Genomic DNA, 18,366 nt, shown 5'->3' with positions numbered 1-18,366 from the left:
GGTGCACAGAGCGCGGGGGCGCGGCGCGCGGGACCAGCAGCCGGTGCCGGGCGAGGGAACGTCGGACACAGGTGACACGGGGGACGGGGCAATGAGCACGATGATCCTGGAACGGTACGAGCTGGCCCACCGGCTCGGTCGGGGCGGCATGGGCGAGGTGTGGTCGGCCCGCGACCACAGCCTCGACCGACAGATCGCCCTGAAGTTCATGCACCGCACCGACCATCAGAGCGCCCCCGCCCTGCGGGAGGAGCGCTTCCGCCGCGAGGCCCGCTACACCGCCCGCCTGGGGCACCCCGGCGTCCCCGCGATCCACGACGTGGGCAAGCTCCCCGACGGCCGGCTGTACCTGGTCATGGAGCTGGTCAAGGGGGACACCCTCACCAAACTCCTCAAGGAGCACGGCAGTTGCCCAGTCGACCAGGCGCTCTCCATCACCGAACAGATCGCCTCCGTGCTGGCTGCGGCCCATCGCTCGGGCCTCGTCCACCGTGACCTCAAGCCCGCCAACCTCATGCTGACCCCCTCCGCCAAGGTCAAGGTCCTCGATTTCGGCATTGCTGCCGCGCTCACCCCCTCGTCGCAGGAACCGCCCCTGACCAGCCCCAGCGGAGTGGTCGGCACCCCCGGCTTCATCTCCCCCGAGCAGGCCGTCGGACAGCCGGCCACCGACCGCAGCGACCTGTACGCACTGGGCTGCGTCCTGTACGAGATCCTCACCGGCCGCCCGCCGTTCCGCGCCGACACCCCGCTCGCGGTCGCCTACCAGCATGTGTACGAAGTCCCGCCGCCGATCGCTGAGTTGAAGCCGGGCGTCTCGGACGCCCTCGCGGCCCTGGTGATGCAGCTGCTGGCCAAGGAGCCCCAGGCGCGTCCGTCGGCGGGGGAGACGGTCGTCGCGGTCAGGGCGATGAGCGCGGCGGCCGAGGCGGCCGCCCGCAGGACGACGACCGTACTGCCGCGACTGCCCGGAGGGCCGACGCAGGCCCGACCCGCACCGGATGCCCGCCCGGCTTCCGCGTCGTCCGGCCCCGGCCTACCCCCGCACTCGGGCATCGCGCCGCCGCCCCACAGCCAGTCCGCCCTCCCACCGGCGCCCCCTCCACGCAGACCATCGGTCGTCGCGCCGGCGCCCCCGCCCCGTAGTCAACCGGTCGCGCCGGCGCCCCCGCCCCGCGTGCGCCCAGGCGCCATGTCGCCTCCGCCCTCCGTCGCCGACTACGGCTCCTTTTCGGGCCCCGAGGAGATCCAGGCCCGGCTGGACGAGTGCCGTGGGCTGCTCGCAGCCAAGGACTACAGCCAGGCGTACGAGAACGTCCGCATCCTCGACGAGGAGCTCTGGGCCACTCCGGCCGAGGCGGACGAACTACGCCTCGACTGCCGGACGCTTCTGGCTCTCAGCCTGGCGAAGCTCGGCCGCACGGCCGAGGCGCTCAAGGAGTACGAGGGGATCGTCCCCCGCAGGCTGGAGCTCTTCGGTCCGACCGACCTCGCGACCCAGCAGGCACGCCTCATGTTCTCCTCACTCCTGGGCCAGAGCGGTCGCTACGCGGAGAGTTTCGAAGAACTCAACCTGCTGCGGATCGACCTCAAGGCGCAACGGCCCGACGATCCCCGGATCGTCAAGATCGACGACCTGGCCGCCCGCCTGCGCCGACTCCTGACCGCCGCTCAGCGCCGACAGCAGTAGGCCCCGCGCACCTGCCCCGCACCCCCGCCCCACCCCTTCCCGCCGTCCCCTCCGTCCGCTTTCACCGCATTGCCTACAGTTGACGCCCTACGCCGAGCCCCCAGAGAAGGTCGCTCACCCATGACACAGACCGCCCCGCCGCCCCGCCGTACCCCTGCCGCCGCTGCCGCGCCCGCGTCCGGCGAGGTGCTCCCGCAGCCCGGCGCCCTCGTCGAGGTACGAGGCCAGAGCTGGGCGGTCGTGAGCGTCGACCCCTCTCCCTCGGCCGTCGACCCCTCTCCCTCGGCCGCCCCCACCGCCCCCACCCCCATCACCCCCACCACCCTCGTCCACCTCCAGTCCGTCGCCGACGGCCGCTTCGGCGACACCCTCTCGGTGATCTGGGAGGTAGAGCCGGGCCGCCGCATCCTGCCCGCCGGTTCCCTCCCCGACGCCTCCACCGGCCGCTTCGACTCGCCCTCCCGCCTCGCCGCCTTCCTCGACGCGGTCCGCTGGTCGGCCGTCGCCTCGGCCGACGCCAAGAACCTCCAGGCCCCGTTCCGCTCGGGCGTCGCCGTCGAGCCGTACCAGCTGGAGCCCGTCTCCCGCGCCGTCGGCGCCCCCCGCGTGAACCTCCTGCTCGCCGACGACGTCGGCCTCGGCAAGACCATCGAGGCCGGTCTCGTCGTCCAGGAGCTGATGCTGCGCGGCCGGGCCCACCGCGTGATGGTGGTCTGCCCGGCCGGGCTGACCCTGAAGTGGCGCGACGAGATGGCCGAGAAGTTCGGCCTGGACTTCACCATCGTCGACTCCCAGCTCTGCGCCACCCTCCGCCGCACCCACGGCACGGCCGCCAACCCCTTCCGTGTCCACCCGCTGACGATCGTCTCGCTGCCCTGGCTGCGCCGCCCCAAGGCCCAGCGCCTCCTGGACGAGGTGCTGCCGCCCGACACCCCCGGCCAGGACACCGGCCCCGGCCCCGAGCGCCGCTTCTTCGACCTGCTCGTCCTCGACGAGGCCCACCACGTGGCCCCTGCCGCCCCCAAGCAGGTGTACGCCGTCGACTCCCAGCAAACGAAGCTGATCCGCCGCCTCGCCCCCCACTTCGAGCACCGGCTGTTCCTCTCCGCGACGCCGCACAACGGCTACCCCGAGTCGTACACCGCCCTCCTGGAACTCATCGACAACCAGAAGTTCCTGCGCGGCGTCGAGCCCGACCGGGCCGCCCGCGACGAGACGGTCGTCCGTCGGCTCAAGTACAAGGTCACCCGCCCCGACGGAACCCCGCAGTTCCGCACCCGCCAGACCAAGCAGCTGGAGGTCGAGTACACCGACCGCGAACGCGAGATCCACACCCTCCTCTCCGACTTCGCCACCCTCCGCAAGCAGCGCATCACCTCCAGCGCCCGTGGTGGTCGTCGTGCAGCCGACCTGGTCACCCTTCTCCTCAAGAAGCGCCTCTTCTCGTCCCCCGCCTCCTTCCAGCGCACCGTGAAGGTCTACCTGGGTCACCTGGAGGACTCCACCGCCCGCCCCGTCACCGGCGCCGACGACGTCCCCGAATGGCTGGAGGACTACGCGGACCTCGCCGCAGAACTCGACGACGAGGAGCTGGCGGGCGCCGAGGACTCCGCGCTGACCCTCTCCACCCGCCTCACCCCCGACGAGGACGAGGGCGAGCTGACCCTGCTGCGCGAGATGCAGCGCTGGGCCCTCACCCACGAGGCCAACGCCGACTCCAAAGCGGCCCGCCTGATCTCGTACCTCAAAGCGGTCTGCCGCCCCGACGGCGGACTCTGGACCAACAACCGCGTGGTGATCTTCACCGAGTACCGCGACACCCAGAAGTGGCTCGTCGACCTGCTGCGCCAGGAGCAGCTCACCGACGGCGGCCGCGTCGCCCAGCTGCACGGTGGCGTCGACAAGGACGAGCGGGAGCGCATCCGTGTCGGCTTTCAGTCCGAGCCCAGCGTCGAGAACGACGAGTCGGAGGAGGGCCGGGTCCGCATTCTCATCGCCACCGACGCGGCCGGCGAGGGCATCGACCTCCAGCGCCACTGCCACCGCCTGATCAACTACGACATCCCCTTCAACCCCAACAAGCTCGAACAGCGCATCGGCCGCATCGACCGCTGGGGCCAGCGCGAGGACCCCGAGATCCACCACTTCGTCGGCGCGGGCTGGCAGCAGGCCAAGGCCGGTTCGTACGAGGCCGACCTGGAGTTCCTGTCCCGCGTCGCGAGGAAGGTCGCCCAGATGGAGGCCGACCTCGGCGAGGTCAACGCCGTCATCGCCGACGCCGTACAGCGCCGCATGACCGGCGACACCACCCCCGTCGATCTCGACAACGCCAAGCCCCGCCCCACGTCGGGCCGACGGCCCAGCGGGAAGATCGCCGACGAGCAGAACGTCACCGCCCAGGCCGTACGGCTCAAGAAGCAGTACGAGGAGACCCGCGACACCCTCGGCCTCACCCCCGCCAACATCCGCCGCGTCGTCGACACCGCGCTCGCCCTCGACGACCAGCCGCTGCTCATCCCCACCGGCCACGACAGCTTCGAGGGCGACCTCTACGACGTTCCGCAGCTCACCGGCACCTGGGAGCGCGCCACCCGAAGCCTGCCCCACCCCCTGCGCACCGCCGAGCGCCGCCCCGTCACCTTCGACAGGGACGTCGCCTCCGAGGGCCGCGACGACGTGGTCCTCGCCCACCTCAAGCACCCCCTGGTCGACCTCTCCACCCGGCTGCTCACCGCGGCCGTCTGGAACGCCGACTTCGTCGGCCTGCACCGCACCGCCGCCGTCGTCAGCGACGACCCGGCCCTGGAGACCACGCTGGTCAGCGCGTACGCCCGGTATGTCCTCACCGGCACCGACGGCACCCGCCTGCACGAGGAGATCCTCTACGCGGGCGGCTGGTTCGGCGACACCGGCCGTTTCCGCCGCTGGGAGTCGGTGAACGCCCAGCGCGAGGTACTCGCCCGCGCCCTCACCCACGGCTTTGACGCCGCCCCGCACCTCAAGCAGCAGCTCGCCGGCGACTTCGGCAAGCTCCGCGACCCACTGCGCCGCTCCCTGGATGCCCGCGCCGCCGAGCTGGGCGAGAGCCTCAAGCGCCGCCTCTCCGAGCGAAGGGCCGACGAGGAGCGCCGCATCACCGCCACCCTGGACCGCTTCGAGGCGGGCGTACGCGCCAAGCTCACCCAGGAGGGCGACGCGATCGGCCAACAGATGGCGCTCGTCCAGGAGCACGAGGTCAGCGAGGTCGAGCGACGCCAGTACGCCGAGGACAAGGATCGCTGGAAGGCCCGCCTGCGCACCCTCGACGCGGAGCGCGCCCGGGAGCTCGCCGCCATCGAGGCGCGTTACCGTGATCCGTCCCCGCACCTCTTCCCCGTAGCCGTAGTCTTCGTCGTTCCCGCCAAGGAGGCCCGCAAGTGAGCCGCCGTACCGCCGCATCCGCTTCCGCTTCGGCCTCCGCTTCGAGCGGCAGGCCCCGCGGCCCCGTCGACCGAACCGCCCTGGGTATGGCCGCCGCCCGCGCGAAGGCGCTCGACGGCGTCGGCCAGCACCAGGAGTGGCTGGACCTCACCGACGTCTCGGGCCCCTTCCTCACCCTCCCCGTGCTGCTGAAGACCTGGCCCCAGCTCGACACCCCCGAACGGGACCGGTTCGACCGCCTGCGCGCGCACCACGCGGACTGGCTGACCGACCCGGCGGCCGGGCAGGGCGCCTGGATCACCCACCTCCTGCGCGACCTCCTCGAATGGGGAGACGCGCTGACCGTGCGCCCCGGCCGGGCCGTGGACGGCGACGAACCGCTCCTGGACCGCTTCACCGTCCACGTCGACGAATACGACGCGACCCTGCGCGCCGACTTCTGTCTCACCGACCCCGGCACCGACGCACTCGCCGAGCCGGACACCGCGACCGCCGCCAAACACGTACGCCTGCTCGGCATGGTCCTGCCCTCCGGCACCCCGCCCACCCTGCGTGACGGCTCAGCGGGCGGTGGTGCGTGGGCCGCCACCCCCGCCGACCGCCTCGCCCGGCTGTGCCGCCAGCACAACGTCCCCCTCGGCCTGGTCACCGACGGCCGCTGGTGGTGCCTGGTCTGGGCCCCGGTCGGCGGCGTGACCAGCACCGCCGTCTTCGACACCATCAGCTGGAACGAACGCGCGGACCGCAATCTCGTACGCGCCTGGGTCTCGCTCCTGCGCCGCTCCCGCTTCTTCCAGTACACCGAGTCCGAAACCCTCACCGGCCTCCTCCGCGAAAGCCTGGAGGCGGGCGAAGAGGTCACCACCGCCCTCGGTATCCAGGTCCGCCAGGCCGTCGAACTCCTCGTCGACGCCATCGGCCGCGCGGACGCCCGCGCCATGGAGAAGGGCGCACCCGGCCTGTACGCCGACGGCGTCAGCGCGGGCCAGGTCTACCGGGGCTCCGTCGCCGTCATGATGCGCGTCGTCTTCCTCCTCTTCGCCGAGGAGTGCGGCCTGCTCCCCGCCGACAACGAGGTGTACGCCCGCTCCTACTCCGCCCGCTTCCTGCGCACCGAACTCAAGGCCCGCGCGGACGCCGAAGGCATGTCCTCGCTGGAGCACACCACCTCCGCCTGGCACCGGCTGATCGCCCTCTTCCACGCCGTCCACGGCGGCGTCGACCACCCCGAACTCCTCCTCCCCGCCTACGACGGCTCGATCTTCGACCCCACCACCTACGCGTGGCTGGAATCCGACGCCCGCCCGCTGCCCATCGACGACCTCACCGTCCTGCACATGCTCCAGGCCGTGCAGGAGGTCCAGGTCGGCACGGGCAAGAACCGCGAGTCCCGCACCCTGAGCTTCCGCGCGCTGAGCGTCGAGCAGATCGGTTACGTGTACGAGGGCCTGCTCTCGTACGGGGGCGAGCGCGCGACCGAAGAGGTCGTCGGCCTCATCGGCCCGGTCGGCCGGGAACACGAAGTGCCCCTGCGCGAGCTGGAGTCGATGGCCGAGCAGAGCCGTGGCGACGTGAAGAAGCTCGCCAAGCTGATCTGCGAGGCGTACAAGGAACCGAAGCCCGGCATCGGCACCGTCGGCAAGATCGAGAAGCTGCTCGCGCCGCTCACCGGCGGCGAACGCGAGGAGGCCGACGACAAGCTCTTCGCCGCCTGCAAGAACCGCGAACTCACCGAGCGCCTGCTGCCCTTCTTCCGCCTTCTGCGCCAGGACCTGCGTGGACTGCCGCTGGTCATCCCGGCCGGCCGTCTGTACGTCACGGAGTCCGCCCTCCGCAAGAACACCGGCACCCACTACACCCCGCGCAAGCTCGCCGAGAACGTCGTCACGCACGCCCTGGAACCCCTGGTCTACGAGCCGGGCCCGCTCCAGACCGCCGAGCGGAGCGAGTGGGTCCCCAAGGCGGCTGCGGACATCCTTGAGTTGAAGGTCGCGGACATCGCGATGGGCTCGGCGGCGTTCCTGGTCGCCGCGTGCCGCTACCTCGCGGACCGTCTCATCGAGGCGTGGGAGCGGGAGGAGGACAACGAACACCACGAGGACGCGATCCGCTACCGGGCGGGCAGCGAGGTCGACGCGCGGACGGCGGTCGACGCCGAGTCCGACCAGGTGGTGATCGATGCGCGCCGCCAGATCATCGAGCACTGCCTGTACGGGGTGGACATCAACCCGATGGCCGTCGAGATGGCAAAGCTGTCGCTGTGGCTGGTCTCGATGGACCCGAAGCGGCCGTTCACGTTCCTGGACGACCGCCTGGTTGCGGGGGACTCGCTGCTCGGGGTGACGAGCCTGGAGCAGTTGAAGGCGGTCCATCTGGACGTGGGGAAGGGGGAGTTGCTCGGGTCGATGGCGGGGGCGGAGGAGCGGGTCAAGTCCGTTGCGGACGAGCGGAAGGCCATCACCGAGATCGCTGGTGACGGTATCGCCGCTCTGGGGAAGAAGCGGAAGCTGCTGGGTGAGGTCGTACGGCACACGGCCCGGCTGCGGCTGATCGGCGACCTGCTGTCGGGCGCGGCGCTGGCGACGTGCGCTTCGGGACGGACGGAGTGGTACGAGGGCGGGGACCGGTTGCGGGACCTGTTCCCGACGGCGGCGAAGGTCGCGGCGAAGCTGGGGGAGGAAGGCGCGGAGTCGGGGTCGGGAGAGCAGGGGGAGAGGAGCGGGCTTGGGGAACTCGTGAAGGCTGCGCAGGAGAGGGCGCGGGAGTGGTTGGCGAGTGAATTGCCGGAGGGGGGGATGGAGCGGGAGCCGGTGCACTGGCCGTTGGTGTTTCCGGAGGTGTTTATGGACCGGGGTGGGTTTGATGCGGTGATTGGGAACCCGCCGTTTCTGGGCGGGCAGAAGCTCACCGGCGCGATGGGGGAGGCGTATCGCGAGTACCTCGTGGACTACCTGGCGGGTGGTAGGCGGGGGAGCGCGGACCTGGTGGCGTACTTCGAACTGCGGGCGCACGCGCTGCTGAACGGGGGTGGGCAGACGGGATTGGTTGCCACCAGCATGCTGGCGCGGGGCGAGTCGAGGGAAGTTGGGCTTGATCAGCTTGCAGAGCAGGGGATCGAAATTCGCCGGGCAATCAAGAGTGCTCCGTGGCCTTCCAGCTCCGCAGTGCTTGAATATTGCGCCGTATGGACAAGTAGGAAAGCAGTCGGAAGAGCATCCGAGCGGGTCCTGGGGGATTTGGTCGTTCCGCGTGGAATCTCGACGTCACTCAGCCCTGGGACACGGGAGGCGTCATGGGCGGAGTCATTGGATAGAAACAGTGCCATGTCATTCCAAGGCTCTATCGTTCTAGGGCTCGGTTTCACTCTTTCGACAGCAGAGGCTCGTTCGTGGATTGCCGAGGATGAGCAGTGTAAAGAAGTCGTATTCCCCTATCTCAATGGCAAGAGTGTAAATAGTCACCCTGTGCACGATACTGAAAGGTGGGTCATTAATTTCCGTGATTGGTCAGAGAGTCAGGCGGCTGAGTATGCCAAGCCTTACGAGAGAGTGCTAGAGCGCGTAAAGCCGGAGAGGGATGGGAATAGCCGGAAAGTATACCGTCAATATTGGTGGCAGTATGCGGAGAAACGTCCTGCGATGACTGCCGCGCTCGCGAACCTAGAGCGATGCATCGTCATGGCTCAAGTGAGTAAGACCGCGATGCCAATTATGATCAACACCGGTGTGGTTTTCGATCAGCAGCTCGTCGTATTTGCTTCAGATAGCTACGGCACCCTTGCTCTACTTGATAGTGCTCTCCATTACTGGTGGGCTTTGGATCGCGGATCGAACAAGCGCACCGACCTTACATACACTCCATCTAATATCTTCGAAACTCTAGTAAGGCCCTCCGGTACCAGTGCTCTGAACGCAGCTGGCGTCAAACTCGATACCTTCCGACGTGAACTCATGCTCCGCCGTAACGTTGGCCTTACTTCCACGTACAACCTCGTTCACGACCCCGAATGCGACGACCCCGACATCGTCGAACTCCGCTCCATCCACGAGGAGATCGACCGCGCCACCATCGCCGCCTACGGCTGGCACGATCTCCTCGACTCGACCGGTCAGACACCCCCGGCCGACCCCACCCACCTCACCGTCCCGCTCGACCACGGTTTCCACGAGACCGACCAGGGCACTCGCTACACCATCGGCCTTCTCGCCCGCACCGAAATCATCGACCGCCTCCGCCAGTTGAACCACCAGGCGTACGCGGACGAGGTCTTCCTCGGCAAGCACAAGAAGCCGAAGAAGCACCCGGACATGCCGCCCGCCTCCGCCAACGCGCGCGCTCAGCGCGCCGCACGCCCGATCGGCGCCCAGGGCTTTGACGACGACGGCCTCTTCACCCCCGACAACGCCCTCTTCTGAGCCGATCGCGACATGAAAGTGCCCTCCGCCAGTTACCTCGGCGGAGGGCACGGCCGTGCGATTCCGCTGTCAGCAGCCGGAGCCGTCCCGGCTGCTTGCGAACGAAACGAACGTCGCCCACACGCCAGCGCCGACCTGAAGCGCCGGGCCGGTACCTCGCTTCGAGTCCCGGACTCGCACCGCATCGGGGGCGACTGCAACCTCCACGCAGTCCCCACCGTTCGTCCCGCTGTAACTGCTCTTGAACCAAGCGGAGTCGACCGCCCCGTTGGCTGACTGCTCGGTGCTCATAGCTCTCCTACCACTTGCTCGATCAAGCGCGTAGACCCGTCGGTGTCCAGGGCCTGCGATCGCAGCATGCCATAGCGCATGGAGAACTCGCTGACCTCCTTCCGGTCCGAGATCACGGTTCCCACGCCCTGTGCCTCCAGGTACGCCACCTGTGTGCACTCCACGGTCTCCAGCAGCACCATCGAGCCGTTGAGGCCACTGTGTGCAGCCCGAGCTGTCGGCATGATCTGGATCTCCACATTGCGCAGTTGAGCGCAGACCAGCAGGTGTTGAAGCTGTGCCTTCAACACGGCGGCCCCACCCACCGGTCGGCGCAGTGCGCTCTCCTCCATGATGAAGACGAACACCATCGGAGGGTTCGCACGATGGAACAACGCCTGCCGTTCCATGCGCGCCGAGACAAGCTCCTCGATCACTTCCTCGTCGAGCGGCGGGAAGTGGGCGTGAAGCAAGACGTTCGCGTACTCCTCCGTCTGCAAGAGGCCGGGGATCAGTAGCGGATCGTACGAGAAGCGGCTGAGCGCCTCGGCCTCCATCGCCTTGAAGTTCTGGAAGAAGCGGGGCAGTCGTGCCAGGTCCACATCCACCTGCAAGGCCGCCAACACGCCACCTGCGCCGAGCACTTCTTCCGCCTGCTCCGTGAAGCGTGCCTTCGCAGGTCGTCGTCCTTGCTCGATCGAGGCAGTCTGCTCGTACGAGTAGCCCACGGCCTCCGCAAGGGCCTCCTGGCTCATGCCCGCCTTCTCCCGGAACAGCTTCAGCAGCTTGCCGTAGGCGGCCCAGACCGCCGGCCGGTCGTCGTCGGGCTTCCGCCCCTGCCGTGCGCGCGACCCGGGCCGCCCACCCGCACTGCCCCTCGGAACCATCCGCCTCACGCTCCCACGTCCGCGCCGCACTCCCGTACGATCCGATACCAACGCGCCCCGCCCACGCCCGGTCACGGCCCGCACCCCGTACAAAACAACACCCCACCCGTACCCACCGATTCGGTACGCCCGGATGACCTGGTCAGGCTATCCACGTAACGCGACGGTTACGCTATGAGGCCGAAAACTCCCACCCTCGCAGCCCCACTTCACCCCGCGACCACCCAACTCGCCCCCTTCCGTTTGCAGTTCAGCTCCACCCTGCGCGGTGCCCGCCTCGCCCGCCTGCTCGCCGTACAGCACCTCGCCGAGCACGGCATCAAGCCCATCGACCCCACCTCCCGCGCGGTGGCCACCGTCGTCGCGGAGTTCGCGGCGAACGCGATCACCCACGGCCGCACCCCCGGCCGTGACTTCGAGGTCCGGCTCGCCCTCGCCGCAGACCTCGTCCGTATCGAGGTCGCCGACACCCGCCCCGACCGCTTCCCGCGCACCCCCGCCGACGGCTGTCTCCCCGAACTGCCGTCCCCGTACGCGACTTCCGGCCGCGGCCTGCTCCTGGTCGCCGCGCATGCGGACCGCTGGGACTGGTTCGTCCGGGACAACTGCACCAAGACCGTCTGGGCCGAAGTGGCCCGGCGGTAGGCGCCGCACCCACGAGCGAGCAATCCACTTGTGAACTGAGTCAATGACCTGCATCCTGCTCCAGGGTCGATTGTCAGTGGCCCCGGCTAGTCTCTGGATATTGCCTCACCCGTACGGAAAGGGCCGTGATCCGCTCCATGCCCGCACAGTCCACGCCTCCCCCCGCCCCCACGGTGCCGCACCCGCTCAACGAGGTGCCGCACACCTTCCGTTCCGGCGGCTCCTACGACGTCCGGGGCGACCTCGGCACGTACATCCGCCGTGATCTCCTCGGCCCCTGGGACGGGGAGAAGGAGCAGCTGCCGCAGCGTTCCGCCGGGCCGCGCGACCGCTATCTGGTCGGGATGCTCGGGCCCCGGCCCGGGGACGACACCCGCAAGCGGATCGCCAGGGACGCCGCGCAGCAGGGCGACATGGAGCAGGGCGGGGACGCGGAAGGCGACGACGGCGAGCTGCCCGAGCGGCTGACCCCGCAGGCGTCGGGACGGATCTGGGCGTCCTCGATGGGGATGTCCTTCGTCGTGCCCGCCTCGATCGGCACGCTCACCCTGACCGCCTCCTGGGGTCGGTACACACTGACCGAAGCCCGCGTCGAGAGCGAGCAGGCGGACAAGAGGGAGCAGGTGGCAAAGGTCGCGGAGGGCGAGAGCGAGGGCGAGCGGGAGCAGCCGGGGGCCGCCCATCCCCGCACCCGCCGCGTGTGGGAGCGCCAACAGGTCACCCACACCCGCGACATCGACGTCACCCAGGCAGGCAACCTCACCTCCGAGCCCCTCGAAGGCGAACCCGACAACGGGATCGTCCTCGACGTGAAGGTGTGGGAGCGGCCCGGCGCCCCCGGCACCGAGGACCTGCGCGTGGTCGAGGTCTCGCTGGTCAACCTCCTCGAAGAACTCAACGAACACCGCGACGGCAACTGGCTGTTCCAGACCGCCCTCACCGCCACCGCCTTCGTCGACGACACCACCGCCGTCTTCCTGCCCGTCGACGACCCGCTGACCGCCGGGGTGGGCAAGGGCGTGGCCGCCGAGGACGCCGAGGAGCGACGCCTGCGGCTGCTCTACCGCGACAGCCTGCGGCACGCCGTGGGCCGCAACGTCGCCGTGCAGGCCGCGGTGCGGCCCGGCGAGCGGCGGGCGTACCGCATCGAGACCACCTGGCTGCCCGAGTACGACGTACGGGACACCACCGCCCCCGACCTCGCCACCGAAGAGCGGCTGACCGGTCTCGAACTGTCCATGGACGCGCTGGCCGACCTCGCCGTCCCGCACCGTCGCGCCGAGCTGACGGCCGTGCTCTCGCCGCTCGCCGACGGGTACCGGCTGTGGCTGGCGGAGCAGCGGAAGAAGGCCGACACGCTGCCGGAGGACCTGCGGCGGGCGGCGGGCGCCGCCATCGACGAGGCCGAGGACGTCTGCCTGCGCATCGGCGCGGGCATCGCCCGGCTCGGCTCCGAAGACGCCCTGGGCGACACCGCACTCGACGCGTTCCGCTTCGCCAACCGGGCGATGGCGCTCCAGCGCCGCAACACCGCCATCGCCGCCGAACGGGCCCGCCTCGGCACCGAGGACGACCCCGCGTCGTACGAGAGCGCCCGCGAGGCCGTCTACGACAAGGGCGCGGCGGGCGCGAGCTGGCGCCCCTTCCAGCTCGCCTTCGTCCTGCTCAACCTCGAATCGCTGACCGACCCCGCCCACCCGCACCGGGGCACCGGCCGGGACGCCCTCGTCGACCTGCTGTTCTTCCCGACCGGCGGCGGCAAGACCGAGGCGTATCTCGGTCTCGCCGCTTACACCTTCGCGCTGCGCCGCCTCCAGGGCGTGATCGGCTCCGGCACCCAGGCGTACAGCGGGGAAGCAGGCGTCGGCGTCCTCATGCGGTACACGCTGCGGCTGCTCACCGCCCAGCAGTTCCAGCGCGCCGCCGCCCTGGTGTGCGCGGCCGAGAAGCTGCGCCGCGAGGAGTACGGGAAGGAGTGCTGCGAGCGTGCCGAGTGCGAGGCGCGCGGGGCGTGCGAGCACCCCAAGCGGTGGGGGAAGGAGCCCTTCCGGATCGGCCTGTGGGTGGGCACCTCCGTCTCGCCGAACTGGTACCCCGAGGCGCGCGAGCAGATCGCCGGGTCCCGTGAGAGCGGCAGCGACAAGCACGCCCGGGTGATCCAGGTGCTGAGCTGCCCGTGGTGCGGGCAGGGCCTCAAGGCGCACCGGGACATGCGGGAGGACGACGACCGGCGCAGGGTGCTGCTGTACTGCCCGCGGGGGGAGGGCACGGAGGAAGCGCGCTGCCCGTTCTCGCGGCTCAGCTCCCCCAGGGAGGGCATCCCCGTCCTCACCGTGGACGAGGAGATCTACCGGCTCGCCCCCGCCATGGTCATCGCCACCGTCGACAAGCTCGCCCAACTCCCCTGGAACGGCTACTCCGGACTGCTCTTCGGCCGCGTCACCACCTGGTGCGAACGCCACGGCTACCGCCACGACGACCTCGACGAACAGACCGGCTGCGGCAGCCGCCACACCACCCGCGGCGACCTGCGCGCCACCACGGCCAGGCCCGTCACCCGGCTGCGCCCGCCGGACCTGATCATCCAGGACGAACTGCACCTCATCTCGGGCGCACTCGGCACCACCGTCGGACTCTTCGAGGCGGCCGTCGACCAGCTCTGCACCTGGGCCCACACCACCCCCGAAGGGCAACGCGTCGAGACCGGGCCGAAGATCGTCGCCTCGACGGCCACCACCAAGCGCGCCGCCGACCAGGTGCGCGGCGTCTTCGGACGGCAGGTCGCCGTCTTCCCGCCCCAGGTGGTGGACGTCGGCGACACCTTCTTCTCCCGGCAGGTCGAGCTCAGCCGCAGCCACCCCGGCCGCCGCTACCTCGGCATCTGCGCCCACGGCACCCGCCTCAAGGCCGCCGAGATCCGCGTCGCCGAGATCCTGCTGCTCGGCGCGCAGCAGCTCTTCGACGACTACGGCGACCCGGCCGACCCGTACATGACGCTCGTCGGCTACTTCAACGCCACCCGCGAACTGGCCGGCATGCGCCGCTATTTGGACGACGACATCACCACCCGGGTACGCCGCAACGGCAGCCGCAAGGGCCGGCACACGATCGCGGACCGCATCGTCTCCCGCACCGGCATGCTGGAGATCCAGGAGCTGACCTCCCGTATCTCCTCAGCCGAGATCGGCGCCACCCTCAAGCGCCTGGAGTCCGGCTTCGACCCCGACTACGAGACCTCGGCGCGGCGTCGCGCTCTGATCGCCGAAGCCCTCGAAGCCCGCAGGGACAAGCGCGACCCGCGTGCCCTGCCCACCCCCGGACAGAAGCGGGCCGTGGACGTGGTGCTCGCCACCTCCATGCTCCAGGTCGGCGTGGACGTCTCCCGGTTCGGGCTGATGCTGGTGGTCGGCCAGCCCAAGAACACCGCCGAATACATCCAGGCCTCCTCCCGCGTCGGCCGTGACAGCAAGCGCCCCGGCCTCGTCGTCACCCTGTACAACTGGTCCCGTCCCCGCGACCTGGCTCACTTCGAGGACTTCGGGCACTACCACGCCACCTTCTACCGCCAGGTCGAAGCCCTCTCGGTCACCCCGTTCACCCGGCGCGCCCTCGACCGGGGCACCGCCCCCACCTACGTCGCGGCACTCCGTCAGGCCGCCTACGAGCACTCCCGCAACGGCGACGCCGCCACCCTCGACCTGGACGGCGAGATCGCCGCACGCGTCGAACAGCGTCTCCTGGAGCGTGCGGAGCGGGTCGACGGTGAGCGGGCCAGGGAGTACCTGTCCGACCGCATCCAGGCCCTCAAGGACGAATGGCGCAGCCGCCGTTCGGCCGGCGGCGCGCTCGGCTACCGCAAGGAGAAGAAGAAGGACGCCCGCTTCACACCCCTCCTGCGGCGCGCCGACGGAGCACGCTGGGACGTGCTGACCGTCCCGATGTCCATGCGCGAGACGGAGAACGAACTCAACCTCCTGCTCCCCGGCAGCGGCCCGAACGGAATCTTCCTGGACCAGCCCTCGCACGGCGGCCCCCGCTGGAACTTCGGCGCGGGCGGAGCGCCGGGCGCGGGGGACGACGGCGCGGACCTGGGCGACAGCCCAGTGGGCAGCGACGAGTACGGACAGCAGCCGGGCACCGGCAGCACGGCGAACGACAAGCGCAACGGCAAGGGACGGGGAAATCGATGAGCTACTTCCGGAAGGTCGGCTCGGCCCGGCCCAGCCACCTGATGTTCACGGCCGGCGTCGGCTCCCTCGTCGACCTGCCCAACTTCTCCGTCCTCGTCAAGGGAACCGACTTCTGGAGCCACGCGGGCCTCGCCGACTCAGTCATCGAGGAACCCCGGCTGCGCGCCGCCGTCAACCGTTCCCTCCAGCTCTACGGCGAGCACCAGATCACCGAACTGCGCGCCGCCCCCTGGCTCGAAGGCGGCGACAACGACCCCAAGGGCCTGGCCGCCCAGGGCGTCGGTGTGCCGGTGAGCCCGTTCCCGCAGTGGCTGCGCTGCACCGCCTGCGACGAACTGGCGCCCATCGACACCGAGGCGTTCACCTTCGTCAACAACAACCCGCGCGCCCCGCACGAGGCGAAGTTCGTCCACGACTGCCGCACCAAGGGCAAGAAGCCCCTGGCGGTGGCCGCCCGCTTCACCCTGGTCTGCACGGCGGGCCACCTCGACGAATTCCCCTACCTCCCGTTCGTCCACCACGGCGGCGAATGCACCCACGCCCCCCGCCCCCGCCTGCGCATGCGCGACCACGGCGGCAACCAGGCCGCCAACGTCACCCTCGAATGCCTGGCCTGCGGCACCCCGCGCAACATCCGCGACGCCATGGGCGAAAAAGGCCGCCGCAACCTCCCCGCCTGCCGTGGCCGCCACCCCCACCTGGGCACCTTCGACCGCGAGGGCTGCGACCAGGAAGCCATCCTGATGGTCGCCGGCGCCTCCAACCAGTGGTTCCCCATCACCCTCAGCGCCCTCGCCCTGCCCCCCGGCAACACCGAACGCGTCACCGAACTCGTCGAGGAACGCTGGCCCGAGCTGAAGGCCATCACTTCCACCGCCGCGTACGACCTCATCTCCTCGCTCCCGGCGTACGGCTACCTCAAGGAGTACGACGCGGGCGTGATCATCGACGCGGTCCAGGCCCGCCAGCGCTTCCTCGACGCGGACCCGTGGGACGTCGTGCCCGCGCCGGCCGCCGTGGCAGCCGACCTCCTGGGCCCGGAATGGGCCGTCCTCGCCGCCGACCAACTGCCCACCCCTACCGACGACTTCGCGCTGGAAACCGTCAAGGTCCCCGCCGCTCTCGACGGGCTCTTCTCCCATGTGCGTCAGGTCCAGCGGCTCCGCGAAGCCCGCGCCCTGACCGGATTCACCCGGCTCGACGCCCCCGACCCCGAGGCCCCCGAGATCGCCACGCCGGTCCGGCTCAGCCGTGGCGCCCAGCAGTGGGTGCCTGCCAGCGAAGTGCGCGGCGAGGGCATCTTCCTGCGCGTCCGCGAGGAGCTCATGGCGCAGTGGGAGGGCCGGATCGTCAAGTCGGCCGCGATGGACGCGCACCGCGAGGCGTACCGGCGCTTCCGCACCAACCGCAAGTCCGACCGCATCACCAGCGGCTTCGACGACATGCACGGCTGGCCGGGCCCGCGTTACCTGGCCCTGCACACCCTCTCCCACCTCCTCATCCGCACCATCGCCCTGGAATGCGGCTACAACTCCGCCTCGCTGGCCGAGCGGATCTACGCGAGCGACGCCGAGGACCCGCGCACCGGCATCCTCATCTACACCGCCGTCCCCGACTCCGAAGGCACCCTCGGCGGACTCGTCTCCCTCGCCGACCCCGACCCGCTCCAGCGCATCGTGCGCCGCGCCCTGGGCGACGCCTCGCGCTGCTCGTCCGACCCGCTGTGCTCCGAGCGGCTCCCGCAGCACCCGGCGGACTTCCTGCACGGGGCCGCCTGCCACGTCTGCCTGTTCGTCTCCGAGACGACCTGCGAACGCGGCAACCGCTACCTGGACCGCCGCTTCCTCGTCCCCCTCGGCGACGCCTCCGCGGAAGGCGACGCGGCGGACCTCGTACTGACCCCGGTGGAGCTCCGGCCGTGACCCGCCGCGCGTTCGAGGCCGCGGCCCACGTACTGGTCGACGCCCTCGGCCCGTCCCGTACCAAGGACGTGGCCGGGGTCCTCGCCAGGGGCCGGGGCCTCGAACACGCCCTGTCGTCCGTCCGGTTCGCCGGTTCCGTCGAACCGGTCACCGCCCTCTACCGCGCGGCCGACCAGGCAGACCTCCCGTACCCGGAAGCCGCCGCCTACCTCCGCGGCTACGTCGCGGGCTGGACCCGACGGCGCGACGAGGTCGACGTCCGTACGGTGTGGAGCGGCCCCGCCACCCCCGGGGTCCCGGTCCGGGCGACCGCCCAGGTCCTGATCGAGGTGGTCGCCTCCGCCCGTACCGAACTCCTCGCCATGACGTACTCCGCCCGCGCCTACCCGCCCCTGGCCACCGCGCTCAACGCGGCCGTGGCGCGCGGGGTGGAGGTGCACATCGTGGTGGAGACGCACCGGGGTGCGGGCGGACTGCTCAGCGGTCCGGAGCCTGCCGCCGCGTTCGCCGGCATCGCGGGCCTGCGCCTGTGGCACTGGGACCCGGCGGTGCGCGAGTCGCCCCGTGCCCGCCAGCACGCCAAACTCGCGGTCGCCGACCGACGCACCCTGTTCCTGGGAAGCGCGAACCTCACCCAGTCCGGCGTCCAGAAGAACCTCGAAGCCGGGGTGCTGATCCGTGGCGGCTCCGCCCCCGAGCGTGCCGCCGACCACATAAGGGAACTCCAGCGCCGCCACATCCTGAAACCCCTCTCACCGTAACGCTGTGAACTAAGTTCACGAAGTTGATAGCCTCGTCAAGCCTCGTCAGGGCATGGGAAGATTATGTGAATGCTGGCGTCTGAGTGAGCGTCAGTTCTGCAACCATGACGACCCGTTGCCCGTGTCCGGTGCCGGGGCTGTGCAGGGTGATGGGTTCGTAGGGTGC

General features: G+C 70.3%; 9 protein-coding genes. 7 read left to right on the top strand and 2 right to left on the bottom strand.

All coding sequences use genetic code 11. From position 1 onward, the window contains the following. Window positions 1–91: 91 nt before the first annotated feature. The 3 genes from ACFT7S_RS26170 to ACFT7S_RS26160 all read left to right on the top strand — a co-directional run bounded on the left by ACFT7S_RS26170 (window position 92) and on the right by ACFT7S_RS26160 (window position 9,525). On the top strand, window positions 92–1,690 hold the full coding sequence (locus tag ACFT7S_RS26170; protein ID WP_382735860.1) for a serine/threonine-protein kinase: 1,599 nt from the start codon (window positions 92–94) through the stop codon (window positions 1,688–1,690). A gap of 120 nt (window positions 1,691–1,810) precedes the next feature. Next, window positions 1,811–5,110 carry a DISARM system SNF2-like helicase DrmD gene (gene drmD / locus ACFT7S_RS26165; protein WP_382735858.1) on the top strand — a complete coding sequence of 1,100 codons (3,300 nt, stop codon included), beginning with the start codon at window positions 1,811–1,813 and terminating at the stop codon, window positions 5,108–5,110. Continuing rightward, the gene (locus tag ACFT7S_RS26160; RefSeq protein WP_382735856.1) at window positions 5,107–9,525 is read left to right on the top strand and encodes an Eco57I restriction-modification methylase domain-containing protein; all 4,419 of its coding nucleotides are present in this window, start codon (window positions 5,107–5,109) and stop codon (window positions 9,523–9,525) included. The genes drmD and ACFT7S_RS26160 overlap by 4 nt, the downstream gene beginning before the upstream one ends. Before the next feature lie 69 nt (window positions 9,526–9,594). On the opposite strand, the gene ACFT7S_RS26155 is transcribed toward ACFT7S_RS26160, so the two are convergent. Together ACFT7S_RS26155 and ACFT7S_RS26150 are read right to left on the bottom strand one after the other, a co-directional pair. Beyond that, on the bottom strand, window positions 9,595–9,816 hold the full coding sequence (locus ACFT7S_RS26155; protein ID WP_382735854.1) for a DUF397 domain-containing protein: 222 nt from the start codon (window positions 9,814–9,816) through the stop codon (window positions 9,595–9,597). Next, window positions 9,813–10,682 (bottom strand): helix-turn-helix domain-containing protein, encoded by an 870-nt coding sequence (locus ACFT7S_RS26150; protein ID WP_382735852.1) that lies wholly within the window; start codon window positions 10,680–10,682, stop codon window positions 9,813–9,815. The genes ACFT7S_RS26155 and ACFT7S_RS26150 overlap by 4 nt, the downstream gene beginning before the upstream one ends. A 174-nt stretch (window positions 10,683–10,856) precedes the next feature. On the opposite strand from ACFT7S_RS26150, the gene ACFT7S_RS26145 reads away from it, so the two are divergent. The 4 genes from ACFT7S_RS26145 to drmC all read left to right on the top strand — a co-directional run bounded on the left by ACFT7S_RS26145 (window position 10,857) and on the right by drmC (window position 18,200). Next, window positions 10,857–11,327, top strand: coding sequence for an ATP-binding protein (locus ACFT7S_RS26145; protein WP_382735850.1), 471 nt, complete (start codon window positions 10,857–10,859; stop codon window positions 11,325–11,327). Window positions 11,328–11,452: 125 nt separating this feature from the next. Then, window positions 11,453–15,517: a DISARM system helicase DrmA gene (drmA, locus tag ACFT7S_RS26140; RefSeq protein WP_382735848.1), complete on the top strand. Its 4,065-nt coding sequence runs from the start codon at window positions 11,453–11,455 to the stop codon at window positions 15,515–15,517. Further along, window positions 15,514–17,439 (top strand): DrmB family protein, encoded by a 1,926-nt coding sequence (gene drmB, locus ACFT7S_RS26135; protein ID WP_382735846.1) that lies wholly within the window; start codon window positions 15,514–15,516, stop codon window positions 17,437–17,439. The genes drmA and drmB overlap by 4 nt, the downstream gene beginning before the upstream one ends. Further along, the gene (gene drmC, locus ACFT7S_RS26130; protein ID WP_382735844.1) at window positions 17,436–18,200 is read left to right on the top strand and encodes a DISARM system phospholipase D-like protein DrmC; all 765 of its coding nucleotides are present in this window, start codon (window positions 17,436–17,438) and stop codon (window positions 18,198–18,200) included. The genes drmB and drmC overlap by 4 nt, the downstream gene beginning before the upstream one ends. Window positions 18,201–18,366: the final 166 nt, after the last annotated feature.

Origin of the sequence: Streptomyces sp. NPDC057136, from assembly GCF_042670885.1 — a bacterium.
Lineage (GTDB): Bacteria > Actinomycetota > Actinomycetes > Streptomycetales > Streptomycetaceae > Streptomyces.
The sequence above is the reverse complement of the archived record's forward strand: the minus strand, read 5'-3'. Positions and strand labels throughout refer to the sequence as shown.